This is a genomic window from Actinokineospora cianjurensis (assembly GCF_003663795.1).
In the GTDB taxonomy this organism is placed as follows: domain Bacteria; phylum Actinomycetota; class Actinomycetes; order Mycobacteriales; family Pseudonocardiaceae; genus Actinokineospora; species Actinokineospora terrae.
Genome location: NZ_RCDD01000003.1, coordinates 174662 through 194872 on the forward strand (window position 1 = coordinate 174662; position 20211 = coordinate 194872).

17 protein-coding genes and 3 pseudogenes are annotated in these 20211 nt (G+C 70.5%); 13 read left to right on the top strand and 7 right to left on the bottom strand.

The features are described 5' to 3' along the window. The first annotated feature begins 20 nt into the window (after positions 1-20). Positions 21-527, top strand: a complete 507-nt coding sequence (locus tag CLV68_RS20465) for a hypothetical protein (RefSeq protein WP_246010015.1) — start codon at positions 21-23, stop codon at positions 525-527. Between the two features lie 80 nt (positions 528-607). On the opposite strand, the pseudogene CLV68_RS20470 reads toward CLV68_RS20465, so the two are convergent. The 5 genes and pseudogenes from CLV68_RS20470 to CLV68_RS20490 form a co-directional block, all read right to left on the bottom strand. Next, positions 608-757 (bottom strand): annotated as a pseudogene (locus CLV68_RS20470) (polyphosphate kinase 2); the annotation flags it as partial. Between the two features lie 109 nt (positions 758-866). Continuing rightward, positions 867-1361 (bottom strand): DUF4232 domain-containing protein, encoded by a 495-nt coding sequence (locus CLV68_RS20475; RefSeq protein WP_170224491.1) that lies wholly within the window; start codon positions 1359-1361, stop codon positions 867-869. A 386-nt stretch (positions 1362-1747) separates the two neighbouring features. Continuing rightward, complete coding sequence (locus CLV68_RS20480; RefSeq protein WP_121392529.1) at positions 1748-2737, bottom strand: D-alanine--D-alanine ligase family protein; 990 nt, start codon at positions 2735-2737, stop codon at positions 1748-1750. A gap of 49 nt (positions 2738-2786) precedes the next feature. Continuing rightward, positions 2787-3896 carry an alanine racemase gene (alr, locus tag CLV68_RS20485; protein WP_121392530.1) on the bottom strand — a complete coding sequence of 370 codons (1110 nt, stop codon included), beginning with the start codon at positions 3894-3896 and terminating at the stop codon, positions 2787-2789. Further along, a complete protein-coding gene (locus CLV68_RS20490; protein ID WP_121392531.1) occupies positions 3893-4504 on the bottom strand; it encodes a M15 family metallopeptidase in 612 nt (203 codons plus the stop codon). The genes alr and CLV68_RS20490 overlap by 4 nt, the downstream gene beginning before the upstream one ends. Positions 4505-5091: 587 nt before the next feature. Here CLV68_RS20490 and CLV68_RS35900 point away from each other — a divergent pair. Both CLV68_RS35900 and CLV68_RS20495 read left to right on the top strand, forming a co-directional pair. Further along, positions 5092-5310, top strand: a pseudogene (locus CLV68_RS35900) (carbohydrate-binding protein); the annotation flags it as partial. A 189-nt stretch (positions 5311-5499) separates the two neighbouring features. Then, positions 5500-6459 (top strand): annotated as a pseudogene (locus CLV68_RS20495) (chitinase); the annotation flags it as partial. Positions 6460-6538: 79 nt separating this feature from the next. Here CLV68_RS20495 and CLV68_RS20500 read toward each other — a convergent pair. Beyond that, positions 6539-7504, bottom strand: coding sequence for a helix-turn-helix transcriptional regulator (locus CLV68_RS20500; protein WP_121392533.1), 966 nt, complete (start codon positions 7502-7504; stop codon positions 6539-6541). 90 nt (positions 7505-7594) lie between these two features. On the opposite strand from CLV68_RS20500, the gene CLV68_RS20505 reads away from it, so the two are divergent. The 10 genes from CLV68_RS20505 to CLV68_RS20555 all read left to right on the top strand — a co-directional run bounded on the left by CLV68_RS20505 (position 7595) and on the right by CLV68_RS20555 (position 19008). Continuing rightward, on the top strand, positions 7595-7990 hold the full coding sequence (locus tag CLV68_RS20505; RefSeq protein ID WP_211346726.1) for a RidA family protein: 396 nt from the start codon (positions 7595-7597) through the stop codon (positions 7988-7990). Between the two features lie 154 nt (positions 7991-8144). Then, positions 8145-10019, top strand: coding sequence for a hypothetical protein (locus tag CLV68_RS20510; protein WP_121392534.1), 1875 nt, complete (start codon positions 8145-8147; stop codon positions 10017-10019). A 918-nt stretch (positions 10020-10937) separates the two neighbouring features. Next, complete coding sequence (locus CLV68_RS34085) at positions 10938-11093, top strand: hypothetical protein (protein WP_170224474.1); 156 nt, start codon at positions 10938-10940, stop codon at positions 11091-11093. Next, the gene (gene kdpF, locus CLV68_RS20525) at positions 11090-11191 is read left to right on the top strand and encodes a K(+)-transporting ATPase subunit F (RefSeq protein WP_121392537.1); all 102 of its coding nucleotides are present in this window, start codon (positions 11090-11092) and stop codon (positions 11189-11191) included. The genes CLV68_RS34085 and kdpF overlap by 4 nt, the downstream gene beginning before the upstream one ends. Then, on the top strand, positions 11191-12813 hold the full coding sequence (kdpA, locus tag CLV68_RS20530; RefSeq protein ID WP_121392538.1) for a potassium-transporting ATPase subunit KdpA: 1623 nt from the start codon (positions 11191-11193) through the stop codon (positions 12811-12813). Before kdpF ends, kdpA begins: the two co-directional genes overlap by 1 nt. Further along, a complete protein-coding gene (kdpB, locus tag CLV68_RS20535; RefSeq protein ID WP_121392539.1) occupies positions 12810-14849 on the top strand; it encodes a potassium-transporting ATPase subunit KdpB in 2040 nt (679 codons plus the stop codon). Before kdpA ends, kdpB begins: the two co-directional genes overlap by 4 nt. A gap of 1 nt (position 14850) precedes the next feature. Continuing rightward, on the top strand, positions 14851-15393 hold the full coding sequence (locus CLV68_RS20540) for a potassium-transporting ATPase subunit C (RefSeq protein WP_121392540.1): 543 nt from the start codon (positions 14851-14853) through the stop codon (positions 15391-15393). Between the two features lie 48 nt (positions 15394-15441). After that, complete coding sequence (locus tag CLV68_RS20545) at positions 15442-17970, top strand: DUF4118 domain-containing protein (RefSeq protein ID WP_425454869.1); 2529 nt, start codon at positions 15442-15444, stop codon at positions 17968-17970. Positions 17971-18019: 49 nt separating this feature from the next. Further along, positions 18020-18352, top strand: coding sequence for a Cd(II)/Pb(II)-sensing metalloregulatory transcriptional regulator CmtR (cmtR, locus tag CLV68_RS20550; RefSeq protein ID WP_121392541.1), 333 nt, complete (start codon positions 18020-18022; stop codon positions 18350-18352). Next, positions 18349-19008: a cation diffusion facilitator family transporter gene (locus tag CLV68_RS20555; RefSeq protein WP_121392542.1), complete on the top strand. Its 660-nt coding sequence runs from the start codon at positions 18349-18351 to the stop codon at positions 19006-19008. Before cmtR ends, CLV68_RS20555 begins: the two co-directional genes overlap by 4 nt. A gap of 74 nt (positions 19009-19082) precedes the next feature. Here CLV68_RS20555 and CLV68_RS20560 read toward each other — a convergent pair whose 3' ends face one another. Then, positions 19083-20198, bottom strand: coding sequence for a M4 family metallopeptidase (locus tag CLV68_RS20560; protein ID WP_121392543.1), 1116 nt, complete (start codon positions 20196-20198; stop codon positions 19083-19085). Positions 20199-20211: the final 13 nt, after the last annotated feature.

Here is a 20211-nt window from a genome sequence, read left to right on the forward strand (position 1 = left end):
CGTTTCCCCGGGGAGGAAGCATGGCGGTCTTCCGGAGCAGGTTCGCGCGGGTGTTGGCGGTCATCGGGCTGGCGGCGGCGATGTTGGTGGGGGTGTTCGTCGGCACGGCCAGTGCCTGTAGTTGTCTGCCCGGCGGTGAGGGCGCGAAGTACGCCCGGGCGACGCACGTGTTCACCGGGGTGGTGGTCGGGCGGGCGTTGCTCTCGGGCGACCCGGATACCGCGCACGACGACAAGTACCGCTACCTGGTCCTGAACTACCGCAACCACAAGGGTTCCGCGCCTGCGCTGGTCGGCGTGGAAACCGCCGTCGGGGGCGCCACCTGCGGTATCGAGCTGGCCCTGTGGTCGTCGTACGTGGTGTTCGCCCAGGGCGACGCGAGCGATGGCGTGGTGGAGACGACGCTGTGCTCTGGCACCCGCCTCGCCTCGGGCGGGCCGCCCGTGACCGAGGAACCTCCGACCACGACGACACCGCGACCCACCGCCCTGGGTGGCTCGTCCCCGGCCTGCCCGCCCATCGCGTAGCACCGACGGCAGCCACCAACCGTGCTCGTTGACATGACACCGTTCTGACTGGTCAGCGGCGCGGTCGGTATCGGCTAGCCGCCCATGACCCGTTCCACACCCGCGCGGTCGTACCAGGACCGGTCGAACAGCACCATCTCCCCCGCCGTCGGCAGATGGGCGACCTAGCGCTGGAAGTACCACTGGCCGCGCTCGCGTTCCTTGGGCGTGCCCAGCGCCACCACGCGTGCTCCGCTCACGTCGCAGCGGTGCTCCCCGGTTCGCGGCCCACTTCGTTGACCCATCGCGACGGGGTGTCACCGGGGGGCACCGGTGACACCCCGTCGCCGGGTGGCAGGGCTAGGACGTGGGGGTCGGGTAGTAGGCGGAGTGTTCGATGAAGCCGTCGCAGACGCGGCCGAAGACGAAGCGGCCGAGGTAGCGGGTTGTCGAGGTGGGGGGTGTGACCCAGACGGCCGAGGAGACGTGTTCGAACTCGTGGCAGCCGTAGAGCAGCCAGTGGAACTTCTTGTCGGCGGTGTCGCCCGGGGCCAGGTAGATCTCGGTCGGGCCGGGGGCGGTGGGGACGGCGTTGGTGCGGTTGTAGGTGCCCGCGCCGGTGATGAGCTGCAGGTCACCGTAGCCGTTGAGGGCGCAGGGAGTCGTGCTGGTGTTGCGGGAGCGCAGGATGATGTAGGCGTCCCCGCCCTCGGAGCTGCGGTCGCGGAACTCGCCCTTGAGCTGGCTGCCGTCGCACGCCGGGACGGTGGTCTGATCGGGTGGTGCGGCCGAGCCGATCGCGGGTTGCGTCAGGCTTGCCGCCAGCGCCAGTGCGCTGAACAAGGATCCCCACATGGTGGATTCCCCCTTCGTTCGGGGAAGTTTGTACCAGTTCGCCGGGATGCGTTGGCACACAAGGAAGACCGGTTCACCCCATCGGCCGCCGCAGTCAGGCAGCCCGCCCATCGCGTTGCCCGGTGCGGCCCAGGCGCCATCGCGCAACCGCGCCAACACACCGGGCGCCCGAGGCTTCACGCTCTACACCCGTTGACACTCACCCTCGCGAACGCCTTCAAGCATTCGGCCACCGACAGTTCACGCACCAGCAACCTTCAAGCGGGGAAAGGGCGTCCACCCAGTGCGCGCTCACGACCTCCAGGGCATCCCGAATACGCGGTTCGTCAACCTCCGTGACGGCGCGGCGCAACCAGACCCAAGCGAGGACACGTCGACTCGATGCACTACCCCAACGACCCGCCCGGCATGGCTTCCTTGACAAGGGTTGCCCGGATCATGTGGTCGAGTAGGTCCGGATAGGACAGTCCGGCGGCGGCGAACATCTTGGGGACCTGTGACGCCTCGGTCATGCCCGGCATGGTGTTGACCTCGTTGAGCACCGGGCCGTCCGCTGTCAGGAAGAAGTCGACGCGGGCTAGGGTGCGGCAGCCGAGGGCTGTGTAGACGCGGAGGGCGGCGGTGGTGAGGGCTGTCGACTCGCTGTCGGAGAGGGGGGCCGGGATCAGGAACCTCGCGGCGCCGTCGTACTTGGTGGTGGTGTCGAACAGCGGGCCGTCGATGAGGATCTCCAGCGGGGGGCCGGTCCGCGCGGTTCCCGAGGGGTCTTCGAGGACCGCGATGTCGATCTCCCGGCCGGTCACCACGTGCTCGACCAGTACCCGGTCGTCGTGCTCGAAAGCCGCCAGCAGGGCGGGCCGCAGCTCCTCCTCGGTGCGCACGAGCCGGACCCCGAAGCTCGACCCCGCGGCGACCGGCTTCACGACCACCGGACGCTCGAAGGCCACCGGGTCCGCGGCCGTCACCAACCTCCCCGGCGCCGTGCGCACGCCGACCGCCTCGGCGACCAGTTTCGTTGCCCACTTGTCCATCGCGAGCGCCCCGGCCCGCGGCGGTGAACCCACGTACCGCAAGCCAGCCAACTCGAACAGCGCCGCCATCGCCCCGTCTTCGCCGAGGGAACCGTGCAGCAGCGGCAGCACGACCTCGCAGGTGGCCAGCGCGTGCAGCGCCCCCGCGAGACTATCCACTTGCGACGTACCGAACGGGCGCCGCTCGGCATCGCACCAGACGCCGTCCCGACCGATCGTGAACGCCACCGCCTCGTACTTCACCGGGTCGAGCGCCCTCGCCACCGACGCCGCCGAAGCCAGCGACACCTCGTGCTCGGCACTCTGCCCGCCCCCCACCACAGCCACCCTGACCCGCTCGGTCATCGCCCCAGCACCCCGCTCCCCACGCCTTCCACCAAAGGACACCCCCACGTCACCGGACGCTCCGGCTCACCCGGGAGCCGATGCCGGTCATGACCTCGTGCGGGATCGTGCCCGCCCACGCCGCCCACTCGTCCACCGTCGGTTCGCCGTCGCCGGGGCCGAACACCACCGCCTCGTCGCCCGGCTCCACCGGGCACTCGCCCACGTCCACCACGGTCTGGTCCATCGAGATCAGGCCGACGACCGGGCACCGCCTGCCCGCGACCAGCACCTGGGCCCGACCGGACGCCGATCTCGGCAGGCCGTCCGCGTACCCGAGCGGGAGCAGGGCCAGGGTGGTGGGGCGGCAGGTCACGCGCGTGTGGTCGTACCCGATACCGACCCCTGCCGCGACGCGCCTGACCTGGGCGATCGGTGCGGTGAGCCGCAGTGCCTGCCGCAGGGTGGTGCTGTCGGACGGGTCGATGCCCACCAGCCCGGCGCCGATCCGGACCATGTCCAGGTGTGCGGAGGGCAGGGTGAGCGTCGCGGCGGTAGCGGCCAGGTGCCGCACGGCGGGACGCAGCCCGGACTGCTCGGCCATGGCGACCCCGCGCAGGAACGCGTCGACACCGCGCGAGTTCGCCGGATGGCCGGGCCACCCGGCCATCGCCAGGTGCCCCATGATCCCCACGACCGTCACCCGACCGGCCACCTCAGCCCGTCGAGCGGCGGCCATCAGCGAGGACCACTCGTCCGGCGCGGCGCCGTCGCGAGCCATCCCGGTGTCCAATTGCAGGTGGACGCGCATGGGGTGACCGGCCGCGACGATGGCGTCGAGGTGCCGCGGGCTCGGCACCGCGAGATCGATCCGGTGCCCGGCCGCCGTCGCCACGTCCACCTCGACCGGGTTCAGCCAGCTCAGCACCGGCTCACCCACCCCGGCCGCGCGCACGGCGACGCCCTCGGCCAGCGACGTGACCCCGAGCCACGTCGCGCCATTCGCCACCGCCGTCCTGGCCACCGCGGCGAGCCCGTGGCCGAAGCCGTCCGCCTTCACCACCGCCATGACCTCCCCGGGCACGGCACGCACGAACCGGCGCGTGTTCTCGGCGACGGCGGACAGGTCGACGGTCAGCGTGGGAGCGGTGCGCGCGACCACGCGGGCGGGCGCGCTCACACGGTCACCGGGGCCTCGACCGGGCCGTACAGGGCGTGCGCGGCGCTCGTCATCAGCGCCCAGTAGCGGTCGCCGTACGACCAGTGCCACCACTCGGTCGGGTAGTTGACCAACCCGGCGCCGCCGAGCGCGTGCGCGAGGAGGGTCCTGTTCCGCCGCGCCTCGGCGTCGACCTCGGCGTGGAAGTAGCACGCCCCCGCGCTCTGCTCCGGGGTCTCGTCGATCCGCGTCCCCAGCCACAGGTCCACGCCCGCCCCGTCGACCAGCGTCAGGTCGGCCGCGGCCCCGGCCACGTGCGGCGCGACGGCGACCGGTGCGACGAACCTGCTGGAGAGCCGCGCCAACTCCACCTCGTCGGCGGCCGGGTGCAGGGACCGCAACTCGCGCGTGTAGTCGTCGATGATCGCCCGCTGGTCCACAACGGACCGGTACCCCTCGACCACCCGAAGCCCCACCCCGGCGGGCAACGCGGCCCTCGCCCGCACGAGCCTGCGCGCCAGGCCCGCCCGGACCAGCACCTCGGGCGCGAAGGGCAGGGGTACCAGCGGGTCGCCGTTGTCGACCACGCGCACGGCGTGGACGACCGGGTCGGAGAGCAGGATCGCCATGCCGCCAGATGCTAGGAACGCCGACCCGGCCGGGGAGTCGGCCGGAAGTACCCGGTCACTGACCGATCGGCCGACCCACGTCCAGCCGATCGGCCGAAACCGCAGCGCCGCCCGCGCTCGTCCACAGCGAACCGCGCGGCTGGTCCGGACCACGGTCCTATCGACCGTCGACTATCTCGACAATCGAATCGATCGCCATTCCGGGAACACCTGTCAAGTGCTCGTCAAACAGGCCGCGGCGCCGCCGGATGTCGGAACTCGTACCATCGCCCCAACCACCCAAGGACAGGAGTCTGCGCACACCCGGGGCGGTTCATACCCGTCATCGGCCCGGGCGGCATTGCTTTTCCTGCTCGGGTTCCACTAGATCACGATTCGTCGGCCGCATTCCCGGATCACCCCGAACGCACGGCCCTGACCAGGCGATGTCCCGCCGGGAACCCTTCCCCGCGCCGCCTGGACCACAAGGCGGAGTGTCGTTGACGTGCGCGAGTATGGACATTGACTGGAAGTTTCATGATAATCACTGTATGTGGAACTTTTCTTTGCCATCGAGATTGATGAGATCCCAGAGAATAGGGATCGCGATGGTTGCCAGTATTGCCATTGTCGTGGGGACGACGCTCGCCGTGGCGGGTACCGGGCAGGCATCGGCGGCGAACGCCCTCGCCGCGTGTGACGCCCCGGCGTGGGCCGAGGGCAACACCTACACCTCGGGCACCAGGGTGACCTACCTGAGCCGGACCTACAGCGCCAAGGTCACGCACACCGCGTGGCCGGGCGCCGGGTGGAACCCGGTCGCGGGGCAGTCGCTGTGGACGGACCTGGGTGCCTGCGACGGCAACCCGCCCACGTCGACCACCCGCCCCACGACGACGACTACGACGACCACGCGTCCGACGACGACCACCACCACAACCACCACGACCCCACCGACGACCACTACCACCACGACGACCACCCCGCCGACGACAACGACGACCACCGACCCCGGTGGCGAGACCTGCGCGGTGAAGTCGAAGCCCGCGGGCAAGGTCCTCGTCGGCTACTGGGAGAACTGGGACGGCGCCTCGAACGGCGTGCACCCGCCGTTCGGCTGGACGACCGTCTCGAACCCGGTCATCCGCCAGCACGGCTACAACGTGCTCAACGCCGCGTTCCCGGTGATCCGCTCCGACGGCACCGCGCTGTGGGAAGACGGCATGGACAGCACCGTCAAGGTCGCCACGCCCGCCGAGATGTGCGCGGCCAAGGCGCAGGGCCAGACGATCCTCATGTCGATCGGCGGCGCGACCGCGGGCATCGACCTGAACTCGGCCACGGTCGCCGACAAGTTCGTCGCGACCATCGTGCCGATCCTGAAGAAGTACAACTTCGACGGCATCGACATCGACATCGAGACCGGCCTGGCGGGCTCCGGCAACATCAACACGCCGTCGGCGTCGCAGGCCAACCTGATCCGCATCATCGACGGCGTGCTGGCCCAGATGCCGTCGAACTTCGGCCTGACCATGGCACCGGAGACCGCCTACGTCACCGGCGGCAGCGTCACCTACGGCTCGATCTGGGGCGCGTACCTGCCGGTCATCAAGAAGTACGCGGACAACGGCAGGCTCTGGTGGCTGAACATGCAGTACTACAACGGGAGCATGTACGGCTGCAGCGGTGACTCCTACCAGGCGGCGACCGTGCAGGGCTTCGTCAAGCAGACCGAGTGCCTGAACCAGGGCCTGGTCATCCAGGGCACCACCATCAAGGTCCCCTACGACAAGCAGGTCCCCGGCCTGCCCGCGCAGCCGGGTGCCGGTGGCGGCTACATGTCCCCCGCGCTGGTGTCCCAGGCGTGGAACAGCTTCGGCGGCAACCTCAAGGGTCTGATGACCTGGTCGCTGAACTGGGACGGGTCGAAGAACTGGACCTTCGGCGACAACGTCAGGTCGTTGCAGGGCCGCTGACCCCCGGTCACGACCCCGCGACGCCAGGAGCCCGTCCGGCCACACACCTGAGTGGCCGGGCGGGCTCTGCGCTTCCCGATCATTCGTAGCAGGCCGCGATCGCGACAGCGCGGTCGTGCAGCGAGATTCGCAACCATTGCGGGGTAAGGGCTTCCGCGTTGGTTCCAAGCTGCCACAACGCCCACTGCGCGTGCCTGGAATCCTGAAAGGACACTTCCAGCCGGAGCCAGCCGTCCACTTCGGTCTCCTCGGCGAGAACAGCCAGAGCGGTCTCCACCAGGTCTTCCCGCCGCGCCGGGTTCACGCGTGCCAGCACGACGACCTGGTCCCCGCCGGCGCGGAAGCGTGCGCCGCGTTCCTGCCACGCCCGGTCCAGGTCGACCCGGTCCGGTCGTTGCGCGGGTTCGGCCAGTGCCTCGGCGGCAAGGATTCGGGACAGTCGGTAGGTCCGGTCGGCGCCTTCCCTGATCGCCAACAGGTAGCCCAGACCGCGCACGGTGACCAGTCCGACCGGGTCCACGGTGCGCCACTTCGGGGCCTGATCCGTTGCCGCGTAATGGATGCGCAGTTTGCGCCCGGCGAACACCGCGCGCCGGACCTTCGCCGCGATCGCGTCGGGCACCTCCTCGCCCGCCTGCCCGCGGGAGAGCAGGTCGGTCGCCGGATCCACGAGCAGCCGTTGGACCGCGCCCGCCGCGGTGGCCCGATTGCCCTCCGGCAACGCGTCGACCACCTTGCGCATGGCCGAGGCGAGCGCGGAACCGAGGCCGAACACCTGCGCGCCGCGCCGTGATCCGGCGATCAGCAGGGCGAGCGCCTCGTCGTGGCTCAGGTCGGTGAGCTCGGTCCTGAATCCGGGCAACAACGCGAACCCACCGTGCCTGCCGCGTTCGGCGTAGACCGGGACCCCCGCCGCGGACAGCGCCTCGATGTCGCGCAGCACCGTCCGGGTGGACACCTCCAGCTCCCGGGCCAGCGCGGTCGCGGACAGCCGATCGTGCCGGCGCAGCAGCAGCACGATCGAGACCAGCCGGTCCGCGCGCATGGCCGGAGCCTACCGGAATACATGACACAAGATGTCGTGATTACTTGGCAGGCTCGGCGCACACCCACTCGAATGGAGCTCGACATGGCAGTGCGGCGAACGGCCGTCAACCCGGTGACCTGGTCGGCGGCGATGGGGTTCAACCAGGGCGAGATCGTCTCCGGGCACACCAGGACCCTGTACTGCTCCGGCCAGACCGCGACCAGCGCCGAGGGCACGCCCCAGCACGACGGCGACATGGGCGCGCAGCTGGCGCTGAGCCTCGACAACCTGGAGGCCGTCCTCGGCGCGGCGGACATGTCCCTGGCCAACCTGATCCGACTCACCGTCTACACCACCGACGTCGACCACCTCTTCCAGCACTACGGCGTCCTGGCGGCGAAGCTCGGCGCCGCCCAGGCAGCGCCACCCACCACCCTGCTCGGCGTGACCCGCTTGGCGCTCCCCACCCTGATGGTCGAACTCGAGGCAACCGCCGTGGCCTGACGCCCCGGGAGTCAACGGCCTAGCTGACGCGGGCGCGGTTCGCTACCTCCACGGGGGTACGTCATCGCGCCCGCGGCCAACTGGCGACGAACACCTGGTGACGGCGGGGTTCCGCCGCTGGAACAGGTGATCGACAGCGCCCTACGGTGCCGCCATGAGCTGGTTGCGACGTGGCGCGCTCGCCGGTGTCCTGGTCCTCGTCTCCGCGGTCCCGGCCGCCGCCGTGGGCTACGGCCTCGACCCGACCGCCTACCCGGTTCGCGAGCCCATCAGCTCACGGGTCGTCGACGACTGGAAGCTGGCGGGCCCGGCGTTGGCCTCCGGGGTGCAGATCGCGCCGCGGTGGGTGTTGACGACCGCGCACGCGCCCGGCCGGGTCGGCGGCACGTTCACCAACGCCTACGGCACCGCGACCATCGACGCGGTCACCTCGTGCGCCGAGTCCACATGCGACCTGAGCCTGTCCCACCTGGCCGCTGCCCTGCCCGCGCCCGCGTTCCCCGACCTCGTCGACGGCGGCCTGCCGGACGACAACAGCTTCGGTGGTCACGTGCTGGCGGTCGGCATGGGCGGCGGCCCGCTCACCGCCGGGTGGACGACCGTGACCGGCGCGCCGCGCCTGTTCTCCCTCGGCACCCCACCGTCGGCGATCTCCGGCGACAGCGGCGGTCCCGCGTTCTACCACCGCCCCGGCGACACGACCGGGCACCTGGTCGGGTTGATGACCGCCGCGGCGCTCGGGGTGATGCCGGGGGTGTACGACTTCTCCCCCGCCGCGCGCGCGTTCATCGACACGACCACCGGCGGCGCGGTCCGCTGGACCACGGCGGCCCAACTCGGCCCGTGGCCGACGCTGCCGCTCGCGGTCACCGACTTCACCGCCACCGCGACGGCGACCTCGATCACCCTGCGCTGGAACCCCGTCGTCACCGACCCGCCGGTCACCCGGTACACCGCCGTGCTGGTCAACCCGGACAACCCGCAGGGCCGCTGGTCGCAGCAGACGACGGGGACCAGCGCCACCTTCACCACCTCGCCGGGGCCGTGGGCGGCCTACGTGCTCCCGGAGAACGCCAACGGCCAGGCCGTCATGCCCGCCACGATGTCCGCGGCCTGGCCCGTCGTCACCATCCACCACCCGCGGTTCGTCTCCGCGGGCACGGTGCCCGGGCCGGTCGACATGGTCCAGGGCAGCGCGACCCCGACCGGGGTCCGGGTGAGCTGGGCCAGGGACCACAACGCCGCGGCGGGGGTCAACCGGAGCGAGGTTCGGTTGTGCGGGGGGACGGCTCCCACCTGCGCCAGTCCGCTCCTGACGAAGTGGACCGAGACGAACACGGCGGACTTCGAGTGGCCGCCGAACCTCGGTTACGGGGCCCCGTACACGGTGTCGGTCCGCGACACGAACCTGGCCGGGGTCGGCCCGGAGGTCGTCGCCAACGGCAACTACCTCCCCCTGCTCCCACCGACAGCACCGCGCCAGGTGACCGCGCGGGTCACCGACAAGGCGATCGAGGTCACCTTTGACCCCAGCGGCGACGACGCGGCCACCCTCGGCGTACCGCTGGAGACCTACCGCCAGCACGCCGCACCCGACATCCACCTCGTCTACACCACCGACCCGAACGGCGTGCGGCAGTTCCTGACCGCGACCAAGCAGGCGACCTTCCGCTTCCCCGTCGCGGGCCGCTTCTCCCCCGGCCGCCACCTGATCACGCTGACCCCGCGCAGCAGCATGTGGGGCGAGGGCCTGTCGATCACCATCCCGGTGGTCGTCGGCACCCCCGGCACGACCACCCGGGTCTCGGCACGGCCACCACAACCGGTCCTCACCGGGACCACGCCGCTGCGGTGGACCCAACCCCACCCCACCGACGACCAGGTCCCCGCGACCTCCTTCCTCGCCGTCGACCGCGCCACGGGCCGGGTCGTCGAACTGGGCGCCTCGACCAGGGAACTCGCCCAGCCGGGCCGGTGGTCACTGATCGCGGCGCACCGGGACTACGGCCAATCGCTGCCGGTGGGCTGACCCAGCCGCCACGCGAGCCCGGGTCGCCCAGCCTGTGCGGGACGGCCCGGTGTCAGTGTGTTGACTACCGGGCCCGCAGCGGTCGCCTGTCCGCCAGTTGGCGATGGCGGCGTCCAAGCGATCGCGGACGCTCCCGAAATCGGTGACGCGGCTGTCGAGGCGATCGCGTACAACAGCCATGCACGGTCGACGGCGTTGTCCATGTAGCGCCGCTGGCCAGTGGGACTGCGTCGCGAGATGAGCAGATCCTGTTCCTCGTAGTAGCGCGGCGATCGGACACCCGTGCCGGTGCCGAGTGCACAGCTGCGGCGCGCGCCCACGTGTGAGGGCTTCCGCGCCTGCGGCCGGAAGCGGGTCGCCGGTCACCGTGTTCTCGCACGGTCTCGGGTCCCCACTGGACGGCCATGGCCCGCTGGTCGACTTCTGGGCCGCCTACGGTTCCGCGATTGTCCAGCCGACCCACCTCGACTCCAGACCCGTGTGCCCGCCTCTCCGCTCCCCGCAGGGGTCCTCGCACATCGCGGTTCTGACGTGTCCGGTTGCAGGACACGCCAGGACGTCCTCGACCAACTCGACCTGCTGGAAGGCGGAGTCCCCGGTCTCGCAGGGCGCCTGGATCGAACCCGCGTCGCCGCGGCTGGGCGCTCTTTCGGTGGCCAGAGCGCGGGCAGCCTGCTGGGACTGCGCGTCCTCGTGAACGACCAAGTGGAGGACCCTGTCCGACTCACGGGCCAAGGCAGGCCGATCTGCCCCCTTCGCGGCGGTGAACTTCTCGTGGTTGTCCAAGCGCGGACCTCTAGGTCACGGTCCGTGGTCGGGTCGCCTCGACGGGGGTGAGAGGCAGGTCGCAGGGGTGTCAATGTCGCGTAAAGGTCCTGGTCGGGGGCGTCAAGGACGCGTCAGGCAGCGTCGAACGGGGTGTTCCGGCGTGCACTCTTCCGGCGTCGCGGTCCATCGGATGGGTCGCTCGAGGTCGGAAGGGAGCGCGCCGTGGCGGATCTTGCCTACGCGTTGCTGCTGGTCGGGGTGTTCCTGCTGCTGGCGTTGACGGTGCGCGGTCTGGAGAGGTTGTGAGCGGCACGGGCGTGGTGGCGAACGTCGTCGGTGGCGTGCTCGCCCTGGTGTTGATCGGGTACCTGTTCGTCGCGCTGATCAGGCCGGAGAAGTTCTGATGTCCTCGACTGTGGCGGGCCTGCTCCAGGTCGGCCTCCTGATCGTCGCCTTGGCCGTGGTGTACCGGCCGTTCGGTGACTACATGGCCCGGGTCTACACCAGCACCAAGCACTCCCGGGTGGAACGCGTCGTCTATCGCACGGCGCGGGTCGACCCGGACGCCGAGCAGCGGTGGGGCACCTACGCCCAAGCGGTGATCGGGTTCTCGTTCGTCGGCGTGGTCCTGCTGATCATCCTGCAACGCGTCCAGTCGATCCTCCCGTTCGACTTCGGGCGCGGCGACGTCGCGCCGGGCATGGCGTTCAACACCGCGATCAGCTTCGTGACCAACACGAACTGGCAGTCCTACGTCCCCGAGTCCGTCATGGGCCACACCGTGCAGATGGCGGGGCTCACGGTGCAGAACTTCGTCTCCGGCGCGGTCGGCATGGCGGTCGCGATCGCGTTGGTGCGCGGGTTCACCCGCGACCAGACCGACCGGCTGGGCAACTTCTGGGTGGACCTCACCCGCGGCACCATCCGGATCCTGTTGCCGGTGGCGGCCCTCTTCGCGATCGTGCTGGTGGCCACCGGTGTCGTGATGAGCCTGAGGTCCGGGGTCACTGTGGACGGTCACACGGTCGCCACGGCACCGGTGGCGTCGCAGGAGGCGATCAAGGAACTCGGCACCAACGGCGGCGGCGTCCTGAACGCGAACTCGGCGCACCCGTTCGAGAACCCGAACGGCTGGTCGAACCTGATCGAGATCTTCCTGATCCTGCTCATCCCCGTCTGCCTGACCCGCACGTTCGGCACGATGGTCGGCAACCGCAAGCAGGGTCACGTCCTGCTCGGTGTCATGGGCATCTTGTGGTCGGCGATGCTCGCGGTGATCTGGACCGCCGAGGCGAACGGCCTGCGTCCGTTGGAGGGCAAGGAAACCCGGTTCGGCGTCCCGTCGAGCGCGTTGTTCGCCGACACCACCACGGCGACCTCCACCGGCGCCGTGAACGCGATGCACGACAGCTTCACCGGCCTGGGCGGCGGTGGGACGTTGCTGAACATGCTCTTCGGTGAGATGACGCCGGGCGGTGTCGGCACCGGTCTCTACAGCATCCTGGTCATGGCGATCATCGCGATGTTCCTGGCCGGGCTCATGGTTGGCCGCACGCCGGAGTACCTGGGCAAGAAGCTCGGCAAGCGCGAGGTCACCGCCGCGGCGATCTCGATCCTGGCGATGCCGACCGTGGTGCTCGTCGGCGCCGGTATCGCAGCGGTCCTACCGAGCACGCAAGGCGCGTTGAACAATCCTGGCTCGCACGGGCTCTCGGAGATCCTCTATGCCTACGCGTCGGCGTCGAACAACAACGGCAGCGCGTTCGCGGGGATCACGGTCACCAGCGACTGGTTCCAGGCTTCCCTGGGTGTCTGCATGGCGCTGGGCCGGTTCATCCCCATCATCGCGGTGCTGTGCCTGGCCGGGTCGTTGGCCAAGCAGAAGAGGGTCCCGGAGACCGCGGGCACGCTGCCCACGACGGGTCCGCTGTTCGCGACCTTGTTGACCGGGGCGATCGTGCTGGTCGCCGCGTTGACCTTCGTCCCCGCTCTCGCTCTCGGTCCCATCGCGGAGGCCCTGCTATGACAACGACGACCCAGCGGACTCCCGAGAAGGTCCGCCAGACCCCCACCCCGGGCAGGCAGGTCTCGCCGGGCATCTTCAACCCCCGGCAGCTGCTCGCCTCCTTCCCCGACGCGCTGCGCAAGTTCCACCCCCGACACCAGCTGCGCAACCCGGTCATGTTCGTGGTCTGGGTCGGGTCGATCCTGGTCACGGTGTTCGCCCTCGGCGACCCGAGCGTGTTCACGATCGCGGTGGCGGTGTGGCTGTGGGCGACCGTCCTGTTCGCCAACCTGGCCGAGGCGGTCGCCGAAGGACGCGGCAAGGCGCAGGCCGAGTCGCTGCGCAAGACCAAGAAGGACGCCGTCGCCCGCCTGACGACCGGCGAGACCGTGCCCGGCACCGAGCTCAAGATCGGTGACCTCGTCGTGGTCGAGGCGGGCGAGGTGATCCCCGGCGACGGCGACGTGGTCGAGGGCATCGCCACTGTCGACGAGTCCGCGATCACCGGTGAGTCGGCCCCGGTGATCCGCGAGTCCGGCGGCGACCGCTCAGCCGTGACCGGCGGCACCACGGTGCTGTCGGACCGGATCGTCGTCAAGGTCACCACCAGGCCGGGTGAGTCCTTCGTGGACCGGATGATCGCGTTGGTGGAGGGCGCCGAACGGCAGAAGACGCCGAACGAGATCGCGCTGACCATCCTGCTGTCCACGTTGACGATCATCTTCCTGCTCGCGGTCGTGGCGCTGCAACCGTTCGCGATCTTCTCCGGCGGGCAGCAGTCGGTGATCGTGCTGACCGCGCTGCTGGTCTGCCTGATCCCGACCACGATCGGCGCGCTGCTCTCGGCCATCGGCATCGCCGGCATGGACCGGCTCGTGCAGCGCAATGTCCTGGCGACCTCCGGCAAGGCGGTCGAGGCCGCGGGCGACATCGACACCCTGCTGCTCGACAAGACCGGCACCATCACCTGGGGCAACCGCCGCGCCACCGGGTTCATCCCCGTCGGCGGAGCGTCCTTGGACGCCCTGGTCGACGCGGCGCGGCTGTCGTCGCTGGCCGACGGCACGCCGGAGGGCCGCAGCATCGTCGACCTCGCCGTGACCGAGTACGGCCGTTCCGCCGAGCCGACCGACCAGGAGAAGACCGGCGAGTTCGTCCCGTTCACCGCGCAGACCAGGATGAGCGGCATCGACCTCGGTGACCGCCGGGTCCGCAAGGGCGCTGCAGGCGGGTTCGTCCTCACCGACGAGACCAGCCGGGTGGTCGACGAGATCAGCGCCCAGGGCGGCACACCGCTGGTGGTCGCGGACAACGACGCTGTCCTGGGCGTGATCCGGCTGTCCGATGTGGTCAAACCGGGCATGAAGGAGCGCTTCGCCGAACTGCGCGCGATGGGCATCCGCACGGTCATGGTCACCGGCGACAACCCGCTCACCGCGAAGGCGATCGCGGCCGAGGCCGGCGTGGACGACTACCTCGCCGAGGCCAAGCCCGAGGACAAGATGGCCCTGATCCGCGCCGAGCAGGAGGGCGGCAAGCTGGTCGCGATGACCGGCGACGGCACCAACGACGCCCCCGCCCTCGCGCAGTCCGACGTCGGCGTGGCGATGAACACCGGCACCTCGGCCGCGAAAGAGGCCGGGAACATGGTCGACCTGGACTCCGACCCGACCAAGTTGATCGAGATCGTGGAGATCGGCAAGCAGCTGCTGATCACCCGGGGCGCGCTGACCACCTTCAGCGTCGCCAACGACCTGGCCAAGTACTTCGCGATCCTCCCGGCCATGTTCGCCGCGATCCACCCCCAGCTCGGCGGGCTCAACGTCATGGGGCTGCACTCCCCCAACTCGGCGATCCTGTCCGCGGTGGTCTTCAACGCGCTGATCATCGTGGTGCTCATCCCGCTCGCCCTGCGCGGCGTCCGCTACAAGCCCGCCAGCGCCTCGGCGCTGCTGCGGCGCAACCTGCTGATCTACGGTCTCGGCGGCATCGTGACGCCGTTCGCCGGGATCTGGCTCATCGACCTGCTCGTGCGACTCATCCCCGGGATCGGCTGACATGACCACCTTCGGCAAACAGGCACTGGCGGGACTGCGCGTCCTGCTCGTGCTCACCCTCATCACCGGCATCCTCTACCCGGCCGCCGTGTGGGCGGTCTCCCGGCTCCCGGGGCTCCAGGCCAACGCCGAGGCCGTGGACACCACCCTGGTCGGCATCGACCGCGAGGGCGACCAGTGGTTCCACACCCGCCCGTCGGCGGCGACGCTCCCGGCCTCGGGCGGGTCCAACAAGGGCGAGCTCAACGAGGACTACGACGCGGTCATCGCACAGCGCCGGGCCGAGATCGCGCAGCGCGAAGGCGTGCCGGAGGACCGGGTGCCGCAGGACGCCGTCACCGCGTCGGCCTCGGGGCTCGACCCGCACATCAGCGACGCCTACGCGCTGTTGCAGGTACCGCGGGTGGCCAGGGCGAACGGCATGTCGGAGGATCGGGTGCGGGAGCTCGTCACGGACAACACCGACGGCCGGGGCGCCGGGTTCCTGGGTGAGCCGGGGGTCAACGTGACCGCGCTCAACCGCGCGGTGCAAGCCGCCGGGTGACAGCAAGCCGCTGTGGATATCGGCGCTGTGGGTATCGGCGCTGTGGGAATGGACGAGATGAACGAGCGCAACCGCGGCGAACTGCGGATCTACCTGGGCGCGGCGCCCGGCGTCGGCAAGACCTTCGCGATGCTGGGCGAGGCGCACCGGCGCCGCGACCGCGGCACCGACGTGGTGGTCGGCCTGGTCGAGACGCACGGCCGGGAGAAGACCGCGCAGCTGGTGGCCGGGTTGGAGGTGCTGCCCCGCGCCCAGGTGCGCCACCGGGGGCGTGAGTTCGCGGAGATGGACGTCGACGCGCTGCTGGCCCGCGCGCCCGAGGTCGCCGTGGTCGACGAGCTGGCGCACACGAACGTCCCCGGGTCCCGCAACGCGAAGCGCTGGCAGGACGTCGAGGAGTTGCTGGCCGCCGGGATCGACGTGCTGTCCACGGTGAACGTGCAGCACCTGGAGTCGCTCAACGACGTCGTCGCGCGCATCACCGGCGTCGAGCAGCAGGAGACCGTGCCGGACGCGGTGGTGCGCCGCGCCGAGCAGGTCGAGCTGGTCGACCTCACCCCGGAGGCGCTGCGGCGGCGGCTCGCGCACGGCAACGTCTACGCCGCCCACAAGATCGACGCGGCGCTGGGCAACTACTTCCGGGTCGGGAACCTGACCGCGCTGCGCGAGCTGGCGCTGCTGTGGGTCGCCGACCAGGTCGACGTCGCGTTGCAGCGCTACCGCGCCGAGCAGCGCATCACCGACACCTGGGAGGCCCGCGAGCGCGTCGTCGTCTCCATCACCGGCGGTCCGGAGAGCGAGACCCTCATCCGGCGGGCTCGGCGGATCGCCGTTCGGGCCGGGGCTGAGCTGATGGTCGTGCACGTCATGCGCGGCGACGGCCTCGCCGGGCCGTCCCCGGAGTCGGTGGCCAGGTTCCGCAGGACCACCGAGGACGTGGGCGCGACCTTCCACAGCGTGGTCGGCGACGACGTCCCGAGCGCGTTGCTGGACTTCGCCCGGGGCGTGAACGCCACCCAGCTCGTGCTCGGCACCTCGCGGCGGTCGAGGCTGGCGCGGGCGTTCGACGAGGGTATCGGCTCGGCCGTCGTGCGGGAGTCCGGCTCGATCGACGTGCACATGGTCACCCACGACGAGGCCCGCCGGGCCCGCCGCTGGCAGGTCGGCACCAACGCGCTGTCGGGGTCGCGTCGGCTGTTGGGGTGGGCGTTGGCGTTGGTCCTGCCGTTCGCGGTCACCGGCATCGGGCTGCTCACCCGCGGTGAGGTGGCGTTCTCCACGGACCTCATCGGGTTCTTCCTCGCCACGGTGGTCGTCGCGCTGGTGGGCGGTCTCGGGCCCGCGGTCGGGGCGGCCCTGCTCGGGGCCGGGTTGCTGAACTTCTTCTTCACCGAGCCGTACTACAGCCTGTCGGTCAACACGCCGGAGAACCTGGTCACCCTGATCGCGATGCTCATCGTCGCGGTCCTGGTCGCGCTCGTCGTGGACCGGGCGGCGCGGCTGGCCGAGCAGGGCGCCCGGACGCGCACCGAGGCCGAACTGCTGGCCTCTTACGCCCGGACGGTGTTGACGAGTCCGCACCCCTTGGAGCGGCTGTTGGAGAAGGTGCGGGAGAACTTCAGCCTGGAGTCCGTCGCCTTGCTCGAACGCAGTGGCGGCGCGTGGAGTCGGGTCGCGTGCGTTGGTCCGCGGCCGTGTGATCAGCCCGAGGACGCTGACGTGAACGTGCCGGTGACCGCGGAGGTGCAACTGGCCCTGCGCGGGCGCGCTCTGCCTGCCAGTGATCAGCGCGCGGTGGAGGCGGCCGCCGGGCAGGCGCTGGTGGCGTTGCGGCAGCAGCGGATGGCGACCGAGACCGAGCAGGCCAGGCGACGGGCCGAGACCACCGAATTGCGCACCGCGCTGCTCTCGGCCGTGGGGCACGACCTGCGCACGCCGTTGACGTCCATCAAGGCCGCGGTCGGCAGCCTGCGCACGCCTGACCTGGTGCTGTCCGAACAGGACACCGCCGACCTGCTGGAAACCGTGGAGATCTCCGCCGACCGACTGACCGGGCTCATCGACAACCTGCTCGACTCCTCCCGGCTGGCGACCGGCGCGGTCGCCCCCCAACTGCGGGCGGTCACCTACGACGAGGCCGTCGCCCGGGCGCTGGCGGGCATCGACGAGCGGGACGTGTTGGCGGTGGACGTGCCCGAACACCTGCCGCCGGTCGTCGCCGACATCGGCCTGCTCGAACGCGTCGTGGCCAACGTCATCGACAACGCCCTCCGCCACGGCCGCCAGACCCCGCGCCGGGAAGTCGCCGAACCCGAGATCGCCATCCGCGCCAGCACCTACCGCGACCGCGTGGAACTCCGCGTCGTCGACCACGGCCGCGGCCTCCCGAAAAACACCGCAGACACCGTCTTCGCCCCCTTCCAACGCCTGGGCGACCGCGACAACACCCCCGGCACCGGCCTGGGCCTCAGCGTCGCCAAGGGCTTCACCGACGCCATGAACGGCACCCTCACCGCCGAAGACACCCCCGGCGGCGGCCTCACCATCGTGATCTCCCTGCCCGTGGCAACGCAGTGACGGGCGAACTCCTTACACTCGATACAGCTGCCGCTGTATAGTCGCGGCTATGGTGAAGTGTGAGACGCGCGAGGACGCGCTGGCGCGGCTGGGCAAGGCGTTGGCCGATCCGACCCGGTGCCGGATCCTGGTGGGCCTGGTGGACGGGATCAGCTACCCCGCGCAGCTCGCCGAACACCTGGGCCTGACCCGGTCCAACGTCTCCAACCACCTCTCCTGCCTGCGGGGGTGCGGACTGGTCATCGCCACCTACGAGGGCCGCCAGGTCCACTACTCCTTGGCCGACGAACACCTGGCGCGGGCGCTGAGCGAGTTGGTCAAGGTGGTGCTCGCCGTCGACACAGCCCAGCCCTGCCTCAACGAGGACAGTGCGAGCACGTGAGCGTCGAGCCATCTGCCCCGGCCTGCTCGGACGGGTGCCGCACCCCCGCGCCCGGCCCGGACCCACGACGACGGGCGGTTCTCGCGCGCCGAGTACGACTGCTGGTGGCCGCGACGATCACCTACAACGTGGTCGAGGCGGTCATCGCGATCACCGCGGGCACCATAGCCTCCTCCACCGCCCTCATCGGCTTCGGCTTGGACTCCGTCATCGAGGTCGCCTCGGCAACGGCGGTGGCCTGGCAGTTCTCGGGTGCGCGCCCCGAGGCGCGGGAGCGCACGGCGCTGAAGGTCATCGCGGCGTCATTCTTCGCGTTGGCGGCCTACGTGACCGTCGAGTCCACGCGCGCCCTGCTCGGGGCCGACACCGCTGACCACTCCACCGTCGGCATCGCACTGGCGGCGGTGTCGCTCCTGGTCATGCCGTTCCTGTCAGCGGCCCAACGACGCGCGGGCCGTGAGCTCGGCTCCGCCAGCGCCGTCGCGGACTCCAAGCAGACGCTCCTGTGCACCTACCTGTCCGCCGCGTTGCTGATCGGGCTCCTGACCAACTCCCTCTTCGGTTGGACCTGGGCAGATCCGCTGGTCGCACTGATCATCGCCGCCGTCGCGGTCAAGGAAGGGCGCGGGGCATGGCGCGGTCAGCATTGCTGCTGAACGCGGCGACTGGGATGGGTCCGTGGTCGGCGCCCGCTGGGGAGTGGACGCCGACCACGGGTTGTCGCTGGGGTCTATGTGAGGCAGGTCGGTTCGCCGGCGCCGGCAGGGACGGAGACGGCGTTCCAGGCGTTGCGGACTGTGGTCAGTTTGGGGCAGTCAGAGGGGTAGAGCTGGCGGGTGGCGTTGAGGGTGGCTGTGCGGGCGTCGGTGTAGGTCCAGGAGGGCTTCTTGAGCAAGAGGGCCTGCATCCAGATCTTGCCTGCGTCGCGGATTCCTATGCCTGTCACCGAAGGCGGGCCTCCCGCGCAGATGGGGCTGGCGGGCTTACCTGCCGGTGTTGAGCCTTCCGCCAGTAGGTAGAAGAAGTGGTTGGCGGGGCCTGCGCCGTCGTGGACCTCTATGGAGTTCATGTTGGGGAGGTAGCAGTCGGGTTCGTCGCGGGGGCCCAGGGATGGCTGGTACATGACGCGTTCTGGGCCGCGGCCCAGGGGGTTGGACTCGTTGGCCACCAGGTAGTCGGGCGGGTCGTTGGGGTTGTTGGCGTAGTGCTCGGTGAGGGCGCCCATGATGTCGCTGCTGGCCTCGTTGAGCTGGTAGGTCTGCGCGCCGCCGTCGAAGCCGCCCGGGGTGTGTTGGAAGACGCCGTGGGCGAACTCGTGGGCGACGATCTCCAGGTTCACCAGCTGCCTGGCGCCGTCCTTGGTGCGGCCGAAGTTGGCGGTGTGGCCGTTCCAGTACGCGTTGACGGCGGTCATGCCGACGAACATCGGCGCCCACTTGCCCTTGCCGTCCAGGCCGTCGCGCCCGAGCCAGTCCCGCAGCATCCCACCGAACCGCTGCGCGGCGTAGTACCCGTCGGCGCACGCGGTGGTCAGGTCGGTGCCGGAGCGGTTGCCGAACACGCCGGTGCCGTTGGTGACCGGGCCGTTGCCCTGGATGCCGCAGAACAGCACGCTGCTCGGATCGCTCAACGAGTACTTGCCCGACTCCAACCGCACCGAGATGGGCGCGTTCGGGTAGTAGTAACCATTCGCGGTCCCCGGCGCGCGAGCCCCCGGGCCGGGCCCGGCCACCGCCGACCACCCGACCGAGGTCGCCCCACCGAGCCACCCGACTTCGGCGGCCGCGGGTACGGGAATCAGCGGAAGCAACAACAATGCGCCCAGCACGGAATACGCGCGTTTCACGGTGGACTCCTCG